Below are 16249 nucleotides of genomic sequence, written 5' to 3'. Positions count from 1 at the left end.
ACGAAGGAATTGATACATATGGCGGGCAACAGCGGTGGCCCCTGGGGGGGCGGAGGCTCCTCGGGCGGCGGAGGAAATCGGGGAAATAACGGGGACGGGCGCAAGCCCCCCGAAGGCGACGGCCCGCAGATCCCCGAGATCGATGAGCTGATGAAAAAAGGCCAGGAACAGCTGCGCGTCCTGATGGGCGGTCGCGGCGGTGGCCGTGGCGGCAATGGTCAGGGTTCGGGCGGCGGTGGCCCGATCTTTACCAAAGGCACTGTAATAATCGGTGGCTTGGTGGCGATTGGCCTTTGGGCGGCTGCAAGTTTCTACACGGTTAAGCCGGAAGAACAATCTGTTGAGCTGTTTCTGGGCGAATTCTCTGCTGTGGGTAATCCGGGTCTGAACTTTGCGCCGTGGCCATTCGTGACGGCCGAGGTACTTCCGGTTACCCGTGAACAGACGGAAGACATGGGCGGCGCGCGCGGCAGCGATGATGGTCTCATGCTGACCGGTGACGAAAATGTGGTCGATATTGACTATCAGGTCGTATGGAACATCACCGAACCGGACAAATTCCTGTTCAACCTGCGTGATCCGCGTCAGACGATCCGTGCCGTGTCGGAATCGGCGATGCGCGAAATCATTGCACAAAGCGAGCTGGCACCGATCCTGAACCGGGATCGTGGCATTATCGCGGATCGCCTTCAGGAATTGATCCAATCCACAATGGATAGTTACGATTCTGGTATCAACATCGTACGCGTGAACTTTGACAAGGCCGACCCGCCGCAGGACGTGATCGCCGCTTTCCGCGACGTACAGGCCGCTGCGCAGGAACGTGACCGGCTGCAGAACGTCGCCGACGCCTATGCCAACCGTGTTCTGGCGGAAGCCCGTGGTGAAGCCGCGCAGGTTCTGGAAGAAGCCGAAGCCTATCGCGCCCAGCAGATCAACAGCGCGCAAGGTGAGGCAAGCCGTTTCAGCGCGGTTCTCGAAGAATACACCAAAGCGCCTGATGTGACCCGCAAACGCCTGTATCTGGAACGGATGGAGCAGGTTCTGGGTGATGTCGACAAGATCATCCTCGACGAGAACTCGACCGGTCAGGGGCAGGGCGTTGTGCCATATCTGCCGCTGAACGAACTGCGTCGCACCCCAGCCGCGGAGAGCAACTGATGCGTAAGTCACCCATTATCCTGATCATCGTTGCAATTCTGGCCGTTGCCGGGTTGTCCTCGATCTTCATCGTGGACGAGCGTGAACGTGCGCTGGTTCTGCAATTCGGTCGCGTTGTCGCCGTGAAGGAAGAGCCCGGTCTGGCGTTCAAAATCCCGCTGATTCAGGAAGTCGTTCGGTACGACGATCGGATTCTGTCGATTGACGTGCAGCCATTGGAAGTCACCCCGCTGGATGATCGTCGTCTGGTGGTTGACGCATTCGCGCGTTACCGGATCTCCGATCTTGAACAGTTCCGTCAGGCCGTTGGTGTTGGCGGTGTACCGGTCGCCGAAGATCGCCTGGACCGCATCCTGCGCGCCGAAACGCGGGAAGTTCTGGGTTCGGTATCCTCGCGGGATATCCTGAGTTCCGACCGAGCGGCCCTGATGCTGCGCATCCGCAACAGCGCGATTGCCGAAGCGCGGGCGCTGGGCGTCAACGTGATCGACGTGCGCCTGAAAGCGACCGACCTGCCGCAGGCCAACCTCGAAGCCACCTTCGACCGGATGAAGGCAGAACGCGAGCGTGAAGCAACCGACGAACGTGCACGCGGTAACGAAGCCGCGCAGCGGGTTCGCGCGCAGGCCGACCGGACCGTGGTGGAACTGGTGTCCGACGCCAACCGTGAGGCAGAGATCATTCGCGGTGAAGCCGACGCCGAACGCAACGCGATCTTCGCCGAAGCCTTTGGCAAAGACCCGGAGTTCTTCGAATTCTATCGCTCGCTGTCGGCCTATGAACGCGCGCTGGGCGGTAGCAACAGCTCGATGGTGCTGAGCCCGGATTCCGAGTTCTTCAACTACCTTAAATCGCCCACCGGGCAGGCGACCCAGTAATGGGTATGATCCTTCTGGCCTTCGGGCTGGTTCTGATTGTCGAGGGGCTGGCCTATGCGCTGGCCCCTTCGCTTATTGAACGTATGCTCGAGGCGTTGCGATCATTGCCGGAACAGGCGCGACGACTTGCAGGGCTTTTGTGTGTTGTCAGCGGTCTGGTCCTGCTTTGGGGCGCGTATCAGGTCGGGTTTTAACCCATCTGTTTCACTTGGTGGTGATTTCCCCGCGATCCTGAGTTGCGAGTGGGAACAAACCGACTACATTGGTTGCCAAGAAAGGTCTGCCTGCGGGCGGACAACAAGGATTTGACGACAAGGAGTTCCCAAGTGCAGGCACAAGCACGCAGTATTTCCGTCCGGCGGGACGATGGTGTTGGTTTCATGCGGCTGATGTGGCTGGCATTTGCGGGGATGATCCTGATCGCGGCGCAAACCGTGGCGGCCTATGCGCGCGGGGAAAGCCTTGCGCCGCTGGCGGAGCAGATCAGCCCGGCGGTAGTGAACATCACCACATCCACGCTGATCGAAGGCCAGACCGGACCGCAGGGTATCGTGCCCGAAGGATCCCCGTTCGAGGATTTCTTTCGCGAGTTTCAGGACCGAAACGGGGACGACGACGATGACAATCGCCCCCGTCGCAGCAATGCGCTGGGGTCGGGGTTTGTGATCTCCGAGGACGGTTACATCGTGACCAACAATCACGTCATTGCCGAAGCGGACGAGATTCTGGTCGAGTTCTTCCCGGGCGACGGTCAGCCCAAGAAAGAACTGCCCGCCAAGGTGATCGGAACGGATGAGAAAACCGATATCGCGCTGCTCAAGGTCGAGGCCACGGGGCCGCTGCAATATGTGCAGTTCGGTGACAGCGACATTGCGCGCGTCGGCGATTGGGTGATCGCGATGGGCAACCCGCTGGGGCAGGGATTCTCGGTTTCTGCCGGGATCGTCTCGGCCCGGAACCGGGCGCTGAGCGGGTCATATGACGACTACATCCAGACCGACGCGGCGATCAACCGGGGCAACTCGGGCGGTCCTTTGTTCAACATGAATGGCGAGGTGATCGGCGTGAACACCGCGATCCTGTCGCCCAATGGCGGCTCGATCGGGATCGGCTTCTCGATGGCCTCGAACGTGGTTGTGAAAGTGGTCGACCAGCTGCGCGAGTTCGGAGAAACTCGCCGTGGCTGGCTGGGTGTACGCATTCAGGACGTGACCGAGGATATGGCCGAGGCGATGGGTCTGGAAAAACCCGGTGGCGCGTTGATCAGCGACGTGCCGGATGGTCCGGCCAAGGATGCGGGGCTGAAAGCGGGCGACGTGATCCTCAGCTTTGACGGGGTCGAGGTCGAGGATACCCGTGGTCTGGTGCGTCAGGTCGGCGAAACCACCGTGGGCAAATCTGTCCGCGTTGTGGTCAGCCGCGATGGTGCCACGCAGACCATTCTGGTCACTCTGGGTCGCCGTGAAGATGCCGAGCGGGCCGAGAACGGGGAAGAGGACACCCCGGACGCGCCAGCCGACGAAAACACCGACATTCTGGGCCTCACAATCTCGCCGCTCAGCGACACGCTGCGCGAGGATCTGGGGCTGGACGCGGATGCCGAAGGGCTGGTGGTGTCGGATGTGGACGAAGCATCCGAGGCCTATGCCAAGGGCCTGCGCGCTGGTGATCTGATCACAGAAGCCGGTCAGCAGAAGGTTGTGACGGTCGAGGACCTTGAAGCGCGCATGGAAGAAGCCCGGACTGCAGGGCGCAAATCCTTGCTGCTGCTGGTCCGTCGCGGCGGTGACCCACGCTTTGTGGCGCTGAGTCTGGAGGAATAACGGACCGGGCGCAGGAACGCGTCGTAAGGACATGAAAAGGGGCTCCGATCCGGGGCCTCTTTTTCTTTTGGAACGGCGGGGAATTGCGACCATCCATTATGTCGCAAACGGAAGTGACCTGACCCAAGGCCCGTGTTACTGGCCGGATGAAAGGGTATCCCGTGGCAGAACATCAGAAATTACAAAACCCTACCGTCGGCATCGCCTTCATCCTGTTCGGCATGTTGGCGATTTCGTTCAACGATATGATGATCAAGTTCCTGTCGGGCGGTTACCCTCTGCATCAGATGGTTTTCGCCCGGTCCTTTATCGGGATCGGCTTCAGTCTGGCTCTGGTTCAGTTGGAAGGCGGCTGGCGCATTCTGAAAACGGATCAACCCGGTCTGCACCTGCTACGGGCCATATTCATCGTGATCGCGAACCTCACTTTTTTCAGCGCCCTGGCCGTCATGCCATTGGCCGAGGCCACGGCTGTTTTCTTCGTGGCGCCATTGATGATCACGTTGCTGAGCATTCCGCTGCTGGGCGAAAAGGTCGGGCCGTTGCGCATCGGCGCGGTTTTGGTGGGGTTTGCCGGTGTGATCATCATGACGCGCCCGTGGGAAAGCGGGGCCGAGCGCTCAGTCAGCCTGTGGGTTTACGCACTGCCCGTGGCGGCGGCGTTCACCTATGCGCTGAACAACGTGATGACGCGGTTTCTGGGCGCGAAATCCAAGGCGTCTGCAATGGCGGTCTATGTCCAGTCCGCGTTCATCGCCATCAGCATCCTGTTCTGGGCCGTGGCCGGGGATGGGCGTTTTGCAGAGGGGCTGGAGAACGAAAGCCTTGTGTTTCTTCTGCGGGCCTGGGTCTGGCCCGAGGGGCGAGACGTCTGGCTTTTTGCGGGCCTCGGTCTGAATTCTGCCATCATCGGCTATTGTTTGGGGCAGGCGTATCGCATGGCCGACGCGGCCACTGTAGCGCCGTTCGAATATGTGGGGCTGCCTTTGGCGATCTTTTGGGGCTGGGCGATCTGGGGTGAATGGCCCGATCTGCCGGTCGTATGGGGGATCGTTTTGATTCTGGGATCCGGCCTGTTTGTGTTCCTTCGGGAAAAGCAAAAGAACCGAAAGGTGCTGCGCGGCAAGCGCGTGAACCGCCGGTACTGACACGTAAACCTGCCGTGCCACCCCCTTGAAGGTAAATGAGCCATATGCCGGGACAGCATATGGCTCAGGTACAGGGAGAGGTCAGTGGACAGATATCGGGGATGATTCTCTGACCTCCTACGGTAACAAGATCACGCTAGCTTGAACCTGGGTTCTGTTCTGTGAACCAGTTCACACGGGCGCATCTGTCGTCAGATCAAATCCGATTCGGCCAGCTCGCGCAGGGCTTCGAAATCCTGAATTTGCAGACCGCCACGGGAGGCCTCGACCACGTTGTCGCGTTTCCAGGTCGAGATGGTCTTGGACACGGCTTCGCGCGTTGCACCGACAAACTCGGCCAGTTCGCTTTGCGACAAGGTGATGCGTTCGTTGGGGTTGTCCTGCAGGTTGGACAGGTGCAGCAGCTTGCGGGCCAGTCGGATCGGCATCGGCAGAAAGACCTGCTCGTTCAATTGCGATCCCATCCAGCGCATGCGCAGACCGGCCAGACGCACCATATCAACGGCCAGATCGGGGTGTTGGCGGAGTTGGTTCATGACATCGCGCCGCCTAACGCGCAGGACACGTGTGGGCTCGGCCGCGGCAACCGTTGCGGTGCGCGGGCCGCTGTCGAACAGGGCGATCTCACCAAAGACTTCACCCGGGCGCATCAGGGTCAGCGACAGTTTGCGGCCGCTCATGGCGAGAAACGACACCTCAAGCGTCCCTTCGATGATCGCATAAAGCGCATCGCCTTCATCCCCTTGTTCAAACAAGGTTTCGTCCTGGTCCAGGGATATTTCGGAAGCAAGCGCCGAGAGCATATCTCGTAGCTCGTCTGAGGCTTCGGACAAAAAGCCACTATTGGGAAAGGCCGTCATGCGGGCGGTGAACTCCGGCTGTGAATGGTGAGTGGTGCCTTAACCTTTCACAGCTTGCCCGCTAAGCCAAGGTTTTTTGTATGGATTTGCTCTCTTTACGGTTGAACCCGACGGTATGTTCCACGGTGCGAACCGTTTATTGGCGGTCGGGGTCGTCCATGTAGTTTTGCAACAGGCTGAACTGCAGCATCAGGAACGCCATCAGGGCAATCGGAAAGCCGAAGGTTTCGATCTTGACCCACAGGTCGGTGGACATGGTCCGCCAGACAATTTCATTGGCGACAGCCAGCACAGCAAAACAGGCACACAGACGGCGCGTCAGGATCATCCAGCCTTCGTGTTTCATCGGCAGCATCTCGTCCAACACATAGGCCAGATAGGATTTCCCCTGCAGCAGTCCGATGCCCAGAATCGTCGAGAAAACGCCATAGACCAGCGTGGTTTTCATTTTGAAAAACCGCTCATCATTGAACCAGGCGGTCAGCCCGCCGAAAAAGATGACCATGAAGGCGGTGAAAATCTGCAATCGGCTGAGTTTCCCGGTCAGGAACCAAAGGATGCCCATCGCGGCCAGCATCAGCGGCACGAAGATGATGGTGGCGATTATGAACCCCGAATACTCGGTGCCGCCGATCAGGAAGCTGTCTTCGCGCAGGCGCAGGTAGATGAAGAAGAAGGCCAGCGGGGGCCCAAGCTCCAGCACCTGTTTCAGAAACGGGTTTATGTCTTTTTTGCCTGTCATCATGTCTTCCTGCTGCTTACCCGCCCATTTCAACTATTACGGCGCCCAATGCAATCAATGCCATCAGGGCAATGCGTCTGGGGCCGACGGTTTCTTTCAGAACCAGCCATCCGATCAGGGCGGCGAATACGGTGGAGGTTTCGCGCAAGACGGCGGCCTCGCCCACCTTGTCCAGCCGCGTGGCCAGCATAATGGACCCAAAAGACAAGGGCGCGATGATGCCGCCCGCAAGCCCGCGCAACATCAGGGGCCCGATAGCCGGGCGATTGACCATGGCGCGCCATCTGAGGAAGGCGTAGATCGGCATCGCGGCCCCGTCGATCATGAAGAACCACGCGAGGAAAGTGAACGGGTCCGCAGTGGCGCGGATGCCATAGGCGTCATAGGTAGTATAAAGCGCCACAAACAACCCGGTAGCCACGGCCAACGCCAGCGCGATGCCAAGCGTTTCCCGGTTGGTCTCAAGAAAGCGCAGGTTGTAGATCGCGAGGCCGAAAATCCCGGCCAGAAGGACCGCCACGCCCAACCATTGGGTACCTGTGAAGGTTTCCCCGAACAGCAGATAGGCTCCGATCACGGTGAACAGCGGGCCGGTGCCCCGGACGACAGGGTAGACGACCGTGTAGGAGCCTTTGGTATAGGCCATGGCTTGAAGCGTTTTGTAGGCGATGTGGATCAGCCAGACGACCCCAAAGATGGGCCACATATAGGGTTCAGGCCATGGTACGACGAAGAAGGCGAAGGGGGCGGCCATCAGGCAATAGCAAGCGTCGATGGCCCCCCGCGACAGCCACGGGTCGTGGCGGCCTTTTTGAAGTGCGCCGAACGCGGCGTGCAGGAAGGCTGCCATCACCGCCAGCCCAAGGGCAAGCTGGTGGCCCGCTTCGGTGCCTTCGAGTGAGATCAGCCAGTCGCTCAAGTATCAGATCTTTGTGCTGGAGGGAGAGGCTGGGGGCTGTCTGCCCCCAGACCCCCGAAGATATTTTTAGCCAGATGAAGAATCGGATCAGCTTTGGTCGAGGCCGGTGAGGGCGGCGGCGAATTCTTCGGGGTCAAAGGGGGCGAGATCGTCGATTTGTTCTCCGACGCCGATGGCGTGGATGGGCAGGCCGAACTTGTCTGCCAGCGCGACCAGCACGCCGCCCTTGGCGGTGCCGTCGAGTTTGGTCATCACCAGACCCGAGACGTCGGCCAGATTTCGGAAGGTTTCCACCTGGCTGAGCGCGTTTTGACCGGTGGTGGCGTCGAGCACGAGCAGGGTGTTGTGTGGGGCAGTATCGTCGACCTTGCGAATGACGCGTACGATTTTGGCCAGTTCCTCCATCAGGTCAGCGCGGTTTTGCAGGCGGCCCGCCGTGTCGATCATCAGCAGGTCTGCGCCGTCTTCTTGTGCTTTGGTCAACGCGTCGAAGGCGAGGCTGGCGGGGTCAGAGCCTTCCGGGGCGGTCAGAACCGGGACGCCTGCGCGTTCACCCCAGACTTGCAGCTGTTCGACGGCGGCGGCGCGGAACGTGTCCCCGGCGGCGATGACGACTTTTTTGCCTGCGGATTTGAACTGGCTGGCAAGCTTGCCGATGGTCGTGGTTTTACCCGAGCCGTTGACGCCGACGACCAGAACCACCTGTGGGCGTTTGGGGTAGATGGGCAGCGGGCGGGCAACGGGTTCCATCACGCGGGCGACTTCCTGCGCCAGCAACTGCTTGATTTCGCGGGCCGAGAGTTTGCGGCCAAAGCGTCCCTCGGCCATATTGGCAGTGACACGCAAGGCGGTGTCGACGCCCATGTCAGAGGCGATCAGCAGTTCTTCGAGCTGTTCCAGCATGTCGTCATCCAGCGTGCGGCGGATTTCGGTTTTGCTTTCAGAGCGACTGAACAGACGACCCAGAAGCCCCTTGTTTTCAGGGACTTCGGGCGGCGTCGGCGCCGGGGTCGGGTCTGCGGGCGTAGGCTCGGGCACCTCGACAGGCTCGGTGGCTGGTGCGGGCGTCGGAATCTCAGGCACCGGCTGCGGTTCGGGCTCGGGCTGTGGGATCACCGGATCAGCGGCGGTTTCCTCACCGCCGTCTTCGACAATGGCGTCCAGCCCCTGTTCCAGGCGTGAAGAGGATTTGAACAGCTTGTCCTTCAGCTTTGAAAAAAATGCCATCTTCGATCTCCGCAGGTGTTCCCCCCCACCTAATGCGGATTTACCCGAGTTGCAAAGGGTCAGGTAAAGGCAATCAGCAGCCCGGCCTGCGCCACCCAATAGAGCGGCCAGATCGCATAGGGTGTGAGTTTCAGGGCCGGGTGGTTTGGGGGCAGAAGGAACTTTTCGGTCGCCAGAACCAGATCCGAGGCAATGAATGCCAGCGCGGCCGGAAGGGCCCAGACCAGCATGCCGGTGGGCGGCAGGGACAGGACCGAAATTCCCATTCCGAGAATGATGGGGATATAGATCAGAACGGGGACCTTCAGCTCTCCGGCGCGGGGCGGGAGGATTGTAATGACGACGACACCCAGAAGGATCAGCGACCAGAATATCCCCGGTCGATCAAGGATGAGGTCGGCTGCGCTGGCAGGATGAGACAGGAACAGGGCAATATAGGCGATGTGGCCTGCCGCAAATGCGCCGATGCCTGCCATGAAGGTTGCCTCGGACTCGCGTGAGAGCAAGGCGTCCCCGACCGCGCAGAGCGCCAGCGCGAGGATCAGCAGCATCGCGCCGCCTTCAAGTGCTGCGATCAGGGCCAGCAACGCGACCGAGGCGGTTTTGAGCACCGTTCGCGCAGCACCTGCCGGGCGCGGTGCCAGCGGAAGATAGGCCAGCGCACATGCCGCTGCGATCCAGAACAGGACGGTCATGTCGTATCCTCTCGGTTGTTTCAGGCCCACTGTCCTTCCTGATCTGCAGCCCAGGCAACAGGTGACGTTGAGGCAGGCGAAACCGGGCAATGCGATTAGCCTTGGCTGCCGGTATCTGACACTATGGTCGCATGGTGAGGTATCTTGCGATTCTACTGGCCCTCTCGGCCCAAGCCGTTGGCGCGCAAACAGCGCTTTCCGGCGCGGAGTTCGATGAGTATACGCGCGGAAAAACCCTGTTTTATGGTTTCCAAGGGAAGGTTTATGGGGTTGAGCAGTATCTGCCCGATCGGCGTGTCATCTGGTCGTTTCTGGACGGGCAGTGCAAGAAAGGCGTCTGGTATCAGCGTGAGGAACAGATCTGTTTTGTCTACGAAGACAGGCTGGATCCGCAATGCTGGGTGTTCAAACGGTCCGGCGGTGGCCTGATCGCGCGGCCAGACGGCGATCCTCAGGCAACCGAGCTGTATGGGATCGAGGATCTGGGCCAGGACATGGTGTGCCTTGGTCCCGAGGTCGGGGTCTGATCCTAGTTTACGCGAAGGTCGTCGTAGCTGATCATGACGTGTTCCTGATACGCAGGTCGCTGGCTCAGCCTGTCAAAGTAACGTTGTAGATTTGGTAAAGGTGCCCTTGGGATGTCGATATCATAATATCGGTACAGGATGTGACCCAACTGGATGTCGGCCAAAGTCAGGTCAGCTCCGGCAATGAAGGCCCTTCCTACAAGCTGCGTGTCCGCAATTTCAAGTTTTCTTTCAAGGGCTTTTACGGCGGAGTTGATGGATTTTTCATCCTGCTCTGACTTGGCCGTTCGCACAACCTGCCAGAACACGGGAACGGTGAAGGCCATCGCAATGTTGATCTTGGCCCATTCGGCCCATTTGTCGACCTCGGCCCGATGAGCCGAGTCTTTGGGCCAAAAGGTGTCGGGCCCGTAGCGGTCGGCGAGATAGCGCAGGATTGCTCCGGTCTCCCAAAGGGGTGGGTTGGGGCCGTCCTGTATCACGGGGATGGTGCGGTTTTGGTTCAGGTTCGCGAAGTCCGGCGTGTCCAGACCGCCGAAACGATGACCGACATCGTGTCGTTCATAATCCAGGCCCAGTTCTTCGACGCACCACATCAGAGCCTGCACATTGGATGACGTTTTGCGGCCCCAGATCGTCAGCATGGCTTAGAACAGCGAGCCCTGATCCGGGGTATCCGCTTTGGCCTTTTTGGCAGGGGTTTTACCGGCCCCTCCGGTCGTCAGGCGACCATCGGCGAATTCGATCTCAAGAGCCGGGTGCTTGGCGGCCTGCGATTTGGTGGTGACCACATCGCCTTCGGCCCGGACAACCGCATAGCCGCGCGCCAGAGTGGCCTTGTAGCTGAGCGTTTCGCGCAACCGATCCGTGGCGTCCAGTTGCTGACGCAGGCGATCCAGCCGGGTATTTTGGGCTGCGTTCAGACGTTCGGCCAGTCGGGCGGTGGCCTGCCGCTGTTGGTCGATCTCGCGCTGAATGGGGCGCAGGGACAGGCGAGAGGACAGGTTGCGCAGGCTTTCCTGACGTGAGGAAACGACGTTGCGCAAGGTCGAGGGGCGCAGATGGGCGGACATTTCGACCAGTTGCAGGCGGCGGTTCTGAACACCTCGGTTCAAAGCAGGTGTCAGGCGTTCCGCAATCAGATCAAGGCGTTGCCGGGGGGAGTTCAACAAACTGTCCGGGCGCGGCAAGGCGCGGGCAACATCGCGCAAACGCTGGGCGCGGCGCTGGACCGCATCGCTGGCGGCGCGGGACAGACGTGCGCCTTGCTCGTTGGTCCAGGCCAGAAGTTCCATCCGTACGGGCACGGCCAGTTCGGCGGCTGCAGTTGGCGTGGGCGCGCGGCGGTCCGAGACGAAATCGATCAGCGTTGTGTCCGTCTCGTGGCCCACGGCTGAGATCAGCGGTATGTCCGAGGCCGCCGCCGCGCGGGCCACGCTTTCTTCGTTGAACCCCCACAGGTCTTCGATCGAGCCACCACCGCGTGCGACAATGATCAGATCGGGACGGGGCAGCGCGCCTCCGGGTGTGAGCGCGTTGAAACCTTCGATGGCGCGCGTGACCTCGGGGGCGCAGTTGGCGCCTTGCACAGCGACCGGCCAGATCAGAACCTTGCGGGGAAACCGATCCCGCAGGCGATGCAGAATGTCCCGGATTACCGCACCGGAGGGGGAGGTCACAACGCCGATGATTTGCGGCAGATAGGGCAGCGGCTTTTTGCGTTCAGGGGCAAACAGCCCTTCGGCTTCCAGCTGCTTCTTGCGCTTTTCCAGCAGCGCCATCAGCGCGCCTTGGCCTGCGACCGCGACCTCATCGACATTCATGTTGTATTTGGACTGTGCACCAAAGGCGGTCAGGCGACCGGTGACAACGACCTCCAACCCTTCTTCCGGAACCACCGACAAGCCCGAGATCTGGCCTTTCCATGTCGTACAGGCCAGCACGTTCCGGTCGTCTTTGATGTCATAGTACAGGTGACCCGAGCGCGCCTTGAACACCCGTCCGACCTCACCCCGAACACGGATTCGCCCAAACGATCCTTCGAGCGTGCGCTTCACCTCGCCGGATATCTCGGAAACCGAATATTCAGGGGTGTTTTGGCCAGGAATGGGGTCGTCTAGCAGGTCGGACATTTCAGCGCCTTGTGTCAAATGCCCGGCCAGCTTAGAACGCCGCGCAGGCGAGGCCAAGCAGATCGGAGACGACCCCATGAACATCCTTATTCTCGGCAGCGGCGGGCGCGAGCACAGCCTGGCCTGGGCGGTGATGCAGAACCCCAAATGCGACCGTCTGATTGTTGCGCCGGGCAATGCCGGGATCGCTCAGATCGCCGAATGCGCGTCTTTGGATATCGAAAATGGCGGCGCGGTGGTCAATTTCGCCGAAGCCAACGCGATCGATTTCGTGATCGTCGGCCCCGAAGCGCCTTTGGCCGCAGGCGTGGCGGATCGGCTGCGTGAGGCAGGCGTGCTGGTCTTTGGCCCGTCAGCCGAGGCGGCGCGGCTGGAAGCTTCGAAAAGCTTTACCAAAGAGATTTGCGATGCCTCTGGCGCGCCGACGGCGGCTTATGCGCGTTTTACCGAGGCGGAACCGGCCAAAGCCTATATCCGCGAGCAGGGCGCACCAATTGTTGTCAAGGCTGACGGTCTGGCGGCGGGCAAGGGCGTGATCGTGGCGATGGACGAACGCACCGCGCTGGAGGCTATCGACGACATGTTCGGCGGTGCGTTCGGTGGCGCCGGGGCCGAAGTGGTCATCGAAGAGTTCATGGACGGTGAAGAGGCTTCGCTGTTTGTTCTCTGTGACGGAGAAAACATTCTGTCTATCGGGACCGCTCAGGACCACAAGCGGGTTGGCGAAGGGGACACCGGGCTGAACACTGGCGGAATGGGGGCGTACTCTCCTGCACCGGTTCTCAGCGCCGAGGTCGAGGCCCGCGCGATGGACGAGATCATTCGTCCCACCATGGCCGAGATGAAACGCCGGGGCGCTCCGTTTCAGGGGGTGCTTTATGCCGGTCTGATGATCAAGGACGGGCAGCCGCGTCTTGTGGAATACAATGTCCGCTTCGGCGATCCCGAGTGTCAGGTTCTGATGATGCGTCTGGGCGCGCAGGTGATGGACCTGATGCATGCAGCAGCCGAGGGGCGGTTGGATGAGACCCGCGTCAACTGGGCGGATGATCATGCGATGACCGTGGTCATGGCCGCGCAAGGCTATCCCGGGGCGTATGAGAAAGGGTCGGTTATCAAAGGCTTGGATGGTCTGCCTGAAGACAGCAGCAATATGGTATTCCATGCGGGCACCAAGGCGGTTGAGGGGCAGGTGCAGGCCTCTGGCGGACGGGTGCTGAACGTCACGGCGCGCGGTGAGACACTGCAAGAGGCGCGGGATCGGGCCTATGCGATGGTGGATGGGGTTGACTGGCCCGAGGGGTTTTTCCGCCGCGATATCGGGTGGCGGGCGCTTTGATCTGATTGCCGGGCTGCGCCCGTCTCAATTTTCTGGGCGAGGGGCCAGCCCCTCGCGCTCCCCGAGATATTTTTGGCCAGATGAAGAATGGATCAGCAGTCCAGGGCTTGGGCGAGGCTTTCGGGGCCGGCGAATGGGCCGATATCTGTTTGGGTCCAATCGTTTTGGTACGTGATACTGATGATCCGGGTCCAATCGGCGCTGGCAACGATGAGTTCCGGACCGTTGGCGCATGTGCGCAGGCCGCCTGAGATGAAATCCTCTCCGATCTTGTGGTTGGTCAGACCGGGGAGCGAGGCGATTTCGGTCAGGGCATCGTCTTGGTAGCGCCAGATGCGCAGGGTTTTGGCAAGGTGAGGGCGGTCGATATAGGCAATCTCGATATGGCCATCGCCGTCCAGATCAGCCGTTGCGATGGGGGCGAGCCAGCGGAAGCGTGTACCGATATGCGGTGTCGCGGCAATCTTTTCCCCGCGTGCGTCATAGACGGCGAGCTGTGCCCCGGTGTTGGCCTGGCTTTCGACGACAATGGCTTCGGGTGAGCCGTCTTTGGTGACGTCCACCAGCCGCGGCGCGAGGTCTTCGAAAACGCGATCTTGCGGTAAACGTATCGTCAATATTGAAGGGCTGGCGCTTGCGTCAGCGGTCTGGATGGTGAGCTCCAGCGCGCCATATTCGATAGTGTCGCCCAGAACGCCATGCGGATAACGAGTGGTGGGTTCTGTGAATCGGGCAGAGGCTATGGTGTCGGCGGTTGCCATGGGTGCCCCCGCCAGCCACATGCATAAGGCTGTCAGCGCGCCGCGAGCCCATCCTTGCCACAGGCGGACGGGCAGGCGCGGCGCTTTGGGATGCATCAGATCTGCTTTTCCGGCATCTGCACGACCAGACCGTCCAGCGCATCGGTGACCTTGATCTGGCAGGTCAGGCGCGAGCGGGCCGGGTCGGGTTCATAGGCGAAGTCCAGCATATCCTCTTCCATGTCATCCTTGGCGGGGATTTTCTCGACCCAGTCGGGGTGGATATAGACATGGCAGGTAGAACAGGCACATGCGCCGCCGCAATCGGCCTCGATGCCGGGGATATTGTTGTCACGTGCCCCTTCCATGACGGTCAGTCCGTTGGCGACCTCGACTGTATGTTCGGTACCGCCATGCTCGACATAGGTGATCTTTGCCATTGCGTGCGTCTTCCTTTTGCGATGTTCGAATTCTTCCTTAGTGAAGGCATTTAGGTCTTTCCAGTACCATTTGCGACTCGTGACGCCGTGTCTGGACTTTCCGTGTATATGTTCTATTTTTGTTCTTATGCTTGTTCGCCCCGTGGTTTCAAAGCGGGACTGGCCGCGCCCGCCGTCCTGTTTGCCGTCAGATCAGTTGACCGCACCGCCCGAGGGCGCGCGCGTGGCCGTGGCCGGGTTGGTGATCCTGCGGCAGAGGCCGGGGACCGCCAAGGGGGTGATCTTCGTCACGCTCGAAGACGAGACGGGTATCGTGAACGTGGTGGTCTGGCGCAAGATTTACGAGCAGTTCCGCCGCGCGGTGATATCGGGTCGGTTGCTGCGGGTTACGGGGCGGATGCAGCGGGCGCATTCGGTGACCCATGTGATCGCGGAAGAGATCGAGGATATTTCAGACATGCTGGATGTGCTGGTGCGGGGCGAGGGGCAATAAAGCAATCTGCGTATAGTGCGACCTCTGGACAGCCCGAATTTCCGGTCATAGCTCGGGTAGGTACCGAAACGGGAAGAGGGCGCTATGGCACACGGGCATTTTCTATGGACCGACCTGTCCACCTACGACATGCAGGCGGCCAGAGCCGATTACAGCGACGTCTTCAACTGGTCTTTCGGCGGCGATGGCGCCTACGACTTTGCCAGCATCAGCGGGCAGCAGGTCGCGGCTATCTTCCCGATGCCTGAGCGGTTGGCGCAGATGAACATGCCGTCTTTCTGGATGTCCTATATCCATGTCGATGATCTGGATGCGAAGGTCGAACAGGCACGTCGGCACGAAGGGGTTATCATCGAAGTGGAACCTCAGCCGTTCAGCGATGAGGCGCGCATCGCTCTGGTCCGGGATCCATCAGGCGCGGGTTTCACAATGTATGAAAGGCCGGAGATCACCTCTGCAACGTCGGGGCCCGGCGCAGTTGTGGCCCGATTTCATCATGTCCCGGACATCGCCCTGATCGAACCGTTTTACGCGGATCTCTTCAACTGGCGCTTTGAGAAAAGCGTGGAAACCCCGTGGCCCCGATACGATATTCGCCACCCTGACGGCACTGTGGTTGCGCAGGCCGAAGAGGTGCCCGAGGCCATCCGGGGCAAGTTTCGGTATTGGATGCCATGTTTCGGCGTGAGATCGGTGGACGACACCGTTCAGCGCATCAAAGCGCGGGGCGGGTGCCATCACAATGACTTGCCGGACGAGCGTATATTGGTCTCGGACCGGCAGGGTGCCCATTTCATGATCCAGCCCGCGTTTGGTGACTCGGTCGATGTTACCCAGGGGCTAAACTCCGATGTCACGCGAAAGACCCACGTGTTGGCGTGGAAATCGCTGATCGCGGTGACATGCGTTTGGCTTGCCGTGTTTTTGGATTTGCAGGTTTTCTGGGGCGTGCTGTTTCTGATCTGGACCTGGCTTGCCCTCAGAACCGGGCGTGCTGATTTTGTCGAGCCGATCGACCGCGCAACACGGCCCGGGGTGTTCTGGTTGATCACCGGGACGTGGATTGTTCTCAGCTTGTGGGTGATATTGGCTGCGGTCGCGGGCGTTATTTGATCCTTCGATCAA

The 16249-nt window shown here is 60.3% G+C and carries 18 protein-coding genes; 9 read left to right on the top strand and 9 right to left on the bottom strand.

Annotation, left to right across the window (positions count from 1 at the left end; genetic code table 11):
• Positions 1 to 18 precede the first annotated feature (18 nt).
• The 5 genes from hflK to ACR0MO_RS05335 all read left to right on the top strand — a co-directional run bounded on the left by hflK (position 19) and on the right by ACR0MO_RS05335 (position 5010).
• A complete protein-coding gene (hflK, locus tag ACR0MO_RS05355) occupies positions 19 to 1161 on the top strand; it encodes an FtsH protease activity modulator HflK (protein WP_170517826.1) in 1143 nt (380 codons plus the stop codon).
• A complete protein-coding gene (gene hflC / locus ACR0MO_RS05350; protein WP_170451499.1) occupies positions 1161 to 2039 on the top strand; it encodes a protease modulator HflC in 879 nt (292 codons plus the stop codon). Before hflK ends, hflC begins: the two co-directional genes overlap by 1 nt.
• The gene (locus ACR0MO_RS05345; protein WP_170330952.1) at positions 2039 to 2233 is read left to right on the top strand and encodes a DUF2065 domain-containing protein; all 195 of its coding nucleotides are present in this window, start codon (positions 2039 to 2041) and stop codon (positions 2231 to 2233) included. Before hflC ends, ACR0MO_RS05345 begins: the two co-directional genes overlap by 1 nt.
• A 132-nt stretch (positions 2234 to 2365) precedes the next feature.
• Complete coding sequence (locus ACR0MO_RS05340) at positions 2366 to 3862, top strand: Do family serine endopeptidase (protein ID WP_480581682.1); 1497 nt, start codon at positions 2366 to 2368, stop codon at positions 3860 to 3862.
• A 161-nt stretch (positions 3863 to 4023) separates the two neighbouring features.
• Positions 4024 to 5010 (top strand): DMT family transporter, encoded by a 987-nt coding sequence (locus tag ACR0MO_RS05335; RefSeq protein WP_480871676.1) that lies wholly within the window; start codon positions 4024 to 4026, stop codon positions 5008 to 5010.
• Positions 5011 to 5201: 191 nt separating this feature from the next.
• On the opposite strand, the gene ACR0MO_RS05330 is transcribed toward ACR0MO_RS05335, so the two are convergent.
• The 5 genes from ACR0MO_RS05330 to ACR0MO_RS05310 all read right to left on the bottom strand — a co-directional run bounded on the left by ACR0MO_RS05330 (position 5202) and on the right by ACR0MO_RS05310 (position 9453).
• On the bottom strand, positions 5202 to 5870 hold the full coding sequence (locus ACR0MO_RS05330) for a Crp/Fnr family transcriptional regulator (RefSeq protein WP_170451495.1): 669 nt from the start codon (positions 5868 to 5870) through the stop codon (positions 5202 to 5204).
• A gap of 136 nt (positions 5871 to 6006) precedes the next feature.
• The gene (locus ACR0MO_RS05325; RefSeq protein ID WP_170517835.1) at positions 6007 to 6612 is read right to left on the bottom strand and encodes an inner membrane-spanning protein YciB; all 606 of its coding nucleotides are present in this window, start codon (positions 6610 to 6612) and stop codon (positions 6007 to 6009) included.
• A 16-nt stretch (positions 6613 to 6628) separates the two neighbouring features.
• Positions 6629 to 7531, bottom strand: a complete 903-nt coding sequence (locus tag ACR0MO_RS05320; RefSeq protein WP_170517838.1) for a DMT family transporter — start codon at positions 7529 to 7531, stop codon at positions 6629 to 6631.
• Positions 7532 to 7618: 87 nt separating this feature from the next.
• Positions 7619 to 8758 carry a signal recognition particle-docking protein FtsY gene (ftsY, locus tag ACR0MO_RS05315; protein WP_170517841.1) on the bottom strand — a complete coding sequence of 380 codons (1140 nt, stop codon included), beginning with the start codon at positions 8756 to 8758 and terminating at the stop codon, positions 7619 to 7621.
• Positions 8759 to 8817: 59 nt separating this feature from the next.
• Positions 8818 to 9453: a lysoplasmalogenase family protein gene (locus ACR0MO_RS05310; RefSeq protein WP_480890041.1), complete on the bottom strand. Its 636-nt coding sequence runs from the start codon at positions 9451 to 9453 to the stop codon at positions 8818 to 8820.
• Positions 9454 to 9584: 131 nt separating this feature from the next.
• Here ACR0MO_RS05310 and ACR0MO_RS05305 point away from each other — a divergent pair, with 131 nt between their 5' ends.
• Entirely contained in the window at positions 9585 to 9980 is a 396-nt protein-coding gene (locus tag ACR0MO_RS05305; RefSeq protein ID WP_170621598.1) for a hypothetical protein, read from the top strand.
• Between the two features lie 2 nt (positions 9981 to 9982).
• Here the strand turns inward: ACR0MO_RS05305 and ACR0MO_RS05300 are convergent, their stop codons facing one another.
• Complete coding sequence (locus ACR0MO_RS05300) at positions 9983 to 10624, bottom strand: glutathione S-transferase family protein (protein WP_170621599.1); 642 nt, start codon at positions 10622 to 10624, stop codon at positions 9983 to 9985.
• Positions 10625 to 10627: 3 nt separating this feature from the next.
• Positions 10628 to 12112, bottom strand: coding sequence for an exodeoxyribonuclease VII large subunit (xseA, locus tag ACR0MO_RS05295; protein ID WP_170621600.1), 1485 nt, complete (start codon positions 12110 to 12112; stop codon positions 10628 to 10630).
• Positions 12113 to 12188: 76 nt separating this feature from the next.
• Here xseA and purD point away from each other — a divergent pair, with 76 nt between their 5' ends.
• Entirely contained in the window at positions 12189 to 13451 is a 1263-nt protein-coding gene (gene purD, locus ACR0MO_RS05290) for a phosphoribosylamine--glycine ligase (RefSeq protein WP_170517853.1), read from the top strand.
• Between the two features lie 92 nt (positions 13452 to 13543).
• On the opposite strand, the gene ACR0MO_RS05285 is transcribed toward purD, so the two are convergent.
• Both ACR0MO_RS05285 and ACR0MO_RS05280 read right to left on the bottom strand, forming a co-directional pair.
• The gene (locus ACR0MO_RS05285; protein ID WP_480890038.1) at positions 13544 to 14212 is read right to left on the bottom strand and encodes an FG-GAP repeat domain-containing protein; all 669 of its coding nucleotides are present in this window, start codon (positions 14210 to 14212) and stop codon (positions 13544 to 13546) included.
• A gap of 95 nt (positions 14213 to 14307) precedes the next feature.
• Positions 14308 to 14631, bottom strand: a complete 324-nt coding sequence (locus tag ACR0MO_RS05280; RefSeq protein WP_039534845.1) for a 2Fe-2S iron-sulfur cluster-binding protein — start codon at positions 14629 to 14631, stop codon at positions 14308 to 14310.
• Positions 14632 to 14758: 127 nt separating this feature from the next.
• On the opposite strand from ACR0MO_RS05280, the gene ACR0MO_RS05275 reads away from it, so the two are divergent.
• Together ACR0MO_RS05275 and ACR0MO_RS05270 are read left to right on the top strand one after the other, a co-directional pair.
• Complete coding sequence (locus tag ACR0MO_RS05275; RefSeq protein ID WP_170451479.1) at positions 14759 to 15124, top strand: OB-fold nucleic acid binding domain-containing protein; 366 nt, start codon at positions 14759 to 14761, stop codon at positions 15122 to 15124.
• An 84-nt stretch (positions 15125 to 15208) separates the two neighbouring features.
• The gene (locus ACR0MO_RS05270; protein ID WP_480890036.1) at positions 15209 to 16237 is read left to right on the top strand and encodes a VOC family protein; all 1029 of its coding nucleotides are present in this window, start codon (positions 15209 to 15211) and stop codon (positions 16235 to 16237) included.
• Positions 16238 to 16249 lie beyond the last annotated feature (12 nt).

Source organism: Ruegeria sp. K5, assembly GCF_056531805.1.
This window is presented reverse-complemented; position numbering and strand designations above follow the sequence as displayed.

Bases quoted from the DNA above. Each gene is read 5' to 3' on its own strand.
- ACR0MO_RS05275 (WP_170451479.1), top strand. From the start codon at position 14,759: ATGCTTGTTCGCCCCGTGGTTTCAAAGCGGGACTGGCCGCGCCCGCCG.
- ACR0MO_RS05285 (WP_480890038.1), bottom strand. From the start codon at position 14,212: ATGGCAACCGCCGACACCATAGCCTCTGCCCGATTCACAGAACCCACC.
- ACR0MO_RS05280 (WP_039534845.1), bottom strand. From the start codon at position 14,631: ATGGCAAAGATCACCTATGTCGAGCATGGCGGTACCGAACATACAGTC.
- hflK (WP_170517826.1), top strand. From the start codon at position 19: ATGGCGGGCAACAGCGGTGGCCCCTGGGGGGGCGGAGGCTCCTCGGGC.
- ACR0MO_RS05270 (WP_480890036.1), top strand. From the start codon at position 15,209: ATGGCACACGGGCATTTTCTATGGACCGACCTGTCCACCTACGACATG.
- hflC (WP_170451499.1), top strand. From the start codon at position 1,161: ATGCGTAAGTCACCCATTATCCTGATCATCGTTGCAATTCTGGCCGTT.
- ACR0MO_RS05300 (WP_170621599.1), bottom strand. From the start codon at position 10,624: ATGCTGACGATCTGGGGCCGCAAAACGTCATCCAATGTGCAGGCTCTG.
- ACR0MO_RS05325 (WP_170517835.1), bottom strand. From the start codon at position 6,612: ATGACAGGCAAAAAAGACATAAACCCGTTTCTGAAACAGGTGCTGGAG.
- ACR0MO_RS05310 (WP_480890041.1), bottom strand. From the start codon at position 9,453: ATGACCGTCCTGTTCTGGATCGCAGCGGCATGTGCGCTGGCCTATCTT.
- xseA (WP_170621600.1), bottom strand. From the start codon at position 12,112: ATGTCCGACCTGCTAGACGACCCCATTCCTGGCCAAAACACCCCTGAA.
- ACR0MO_RS05330 (WP_170451495.1), bottom strand. From the start codon at position 5,870: ATGACGGCCTTTCCCAATAGTGGCTTTTTGTCCGAAGCCTCAGACGAG.
- ACR0MO_RS05305 (WP_170621598.1), top strand. From the start codon at position 9,585: ATGGTGAGGTATCTTGCGATTCTACTGGCCCTCTCGGCCCAAGCCGTT.
- ftsY (WP_170517841.1), bottom strand. From the start codon at position 8,758: ATGGCATTTTTTTCAAAGCTGAAGGACAAGCTGTTCAAATCCTCTTCA.
- purD (WP_170517853.1), top strand. From the start codon at position 12,189: ATGAACATCCTTATTCTCGGCAGCGGCGGGCGCGAGCACAGCCTGGCC.
- ACR0MO_RS05345 (WP_170330952.1), top strand. From the start codon at position 2,039: ATGGGTATGATCCTTCTGGCCTTCGGGCTGGTTCTGATTGTCGAGGGG.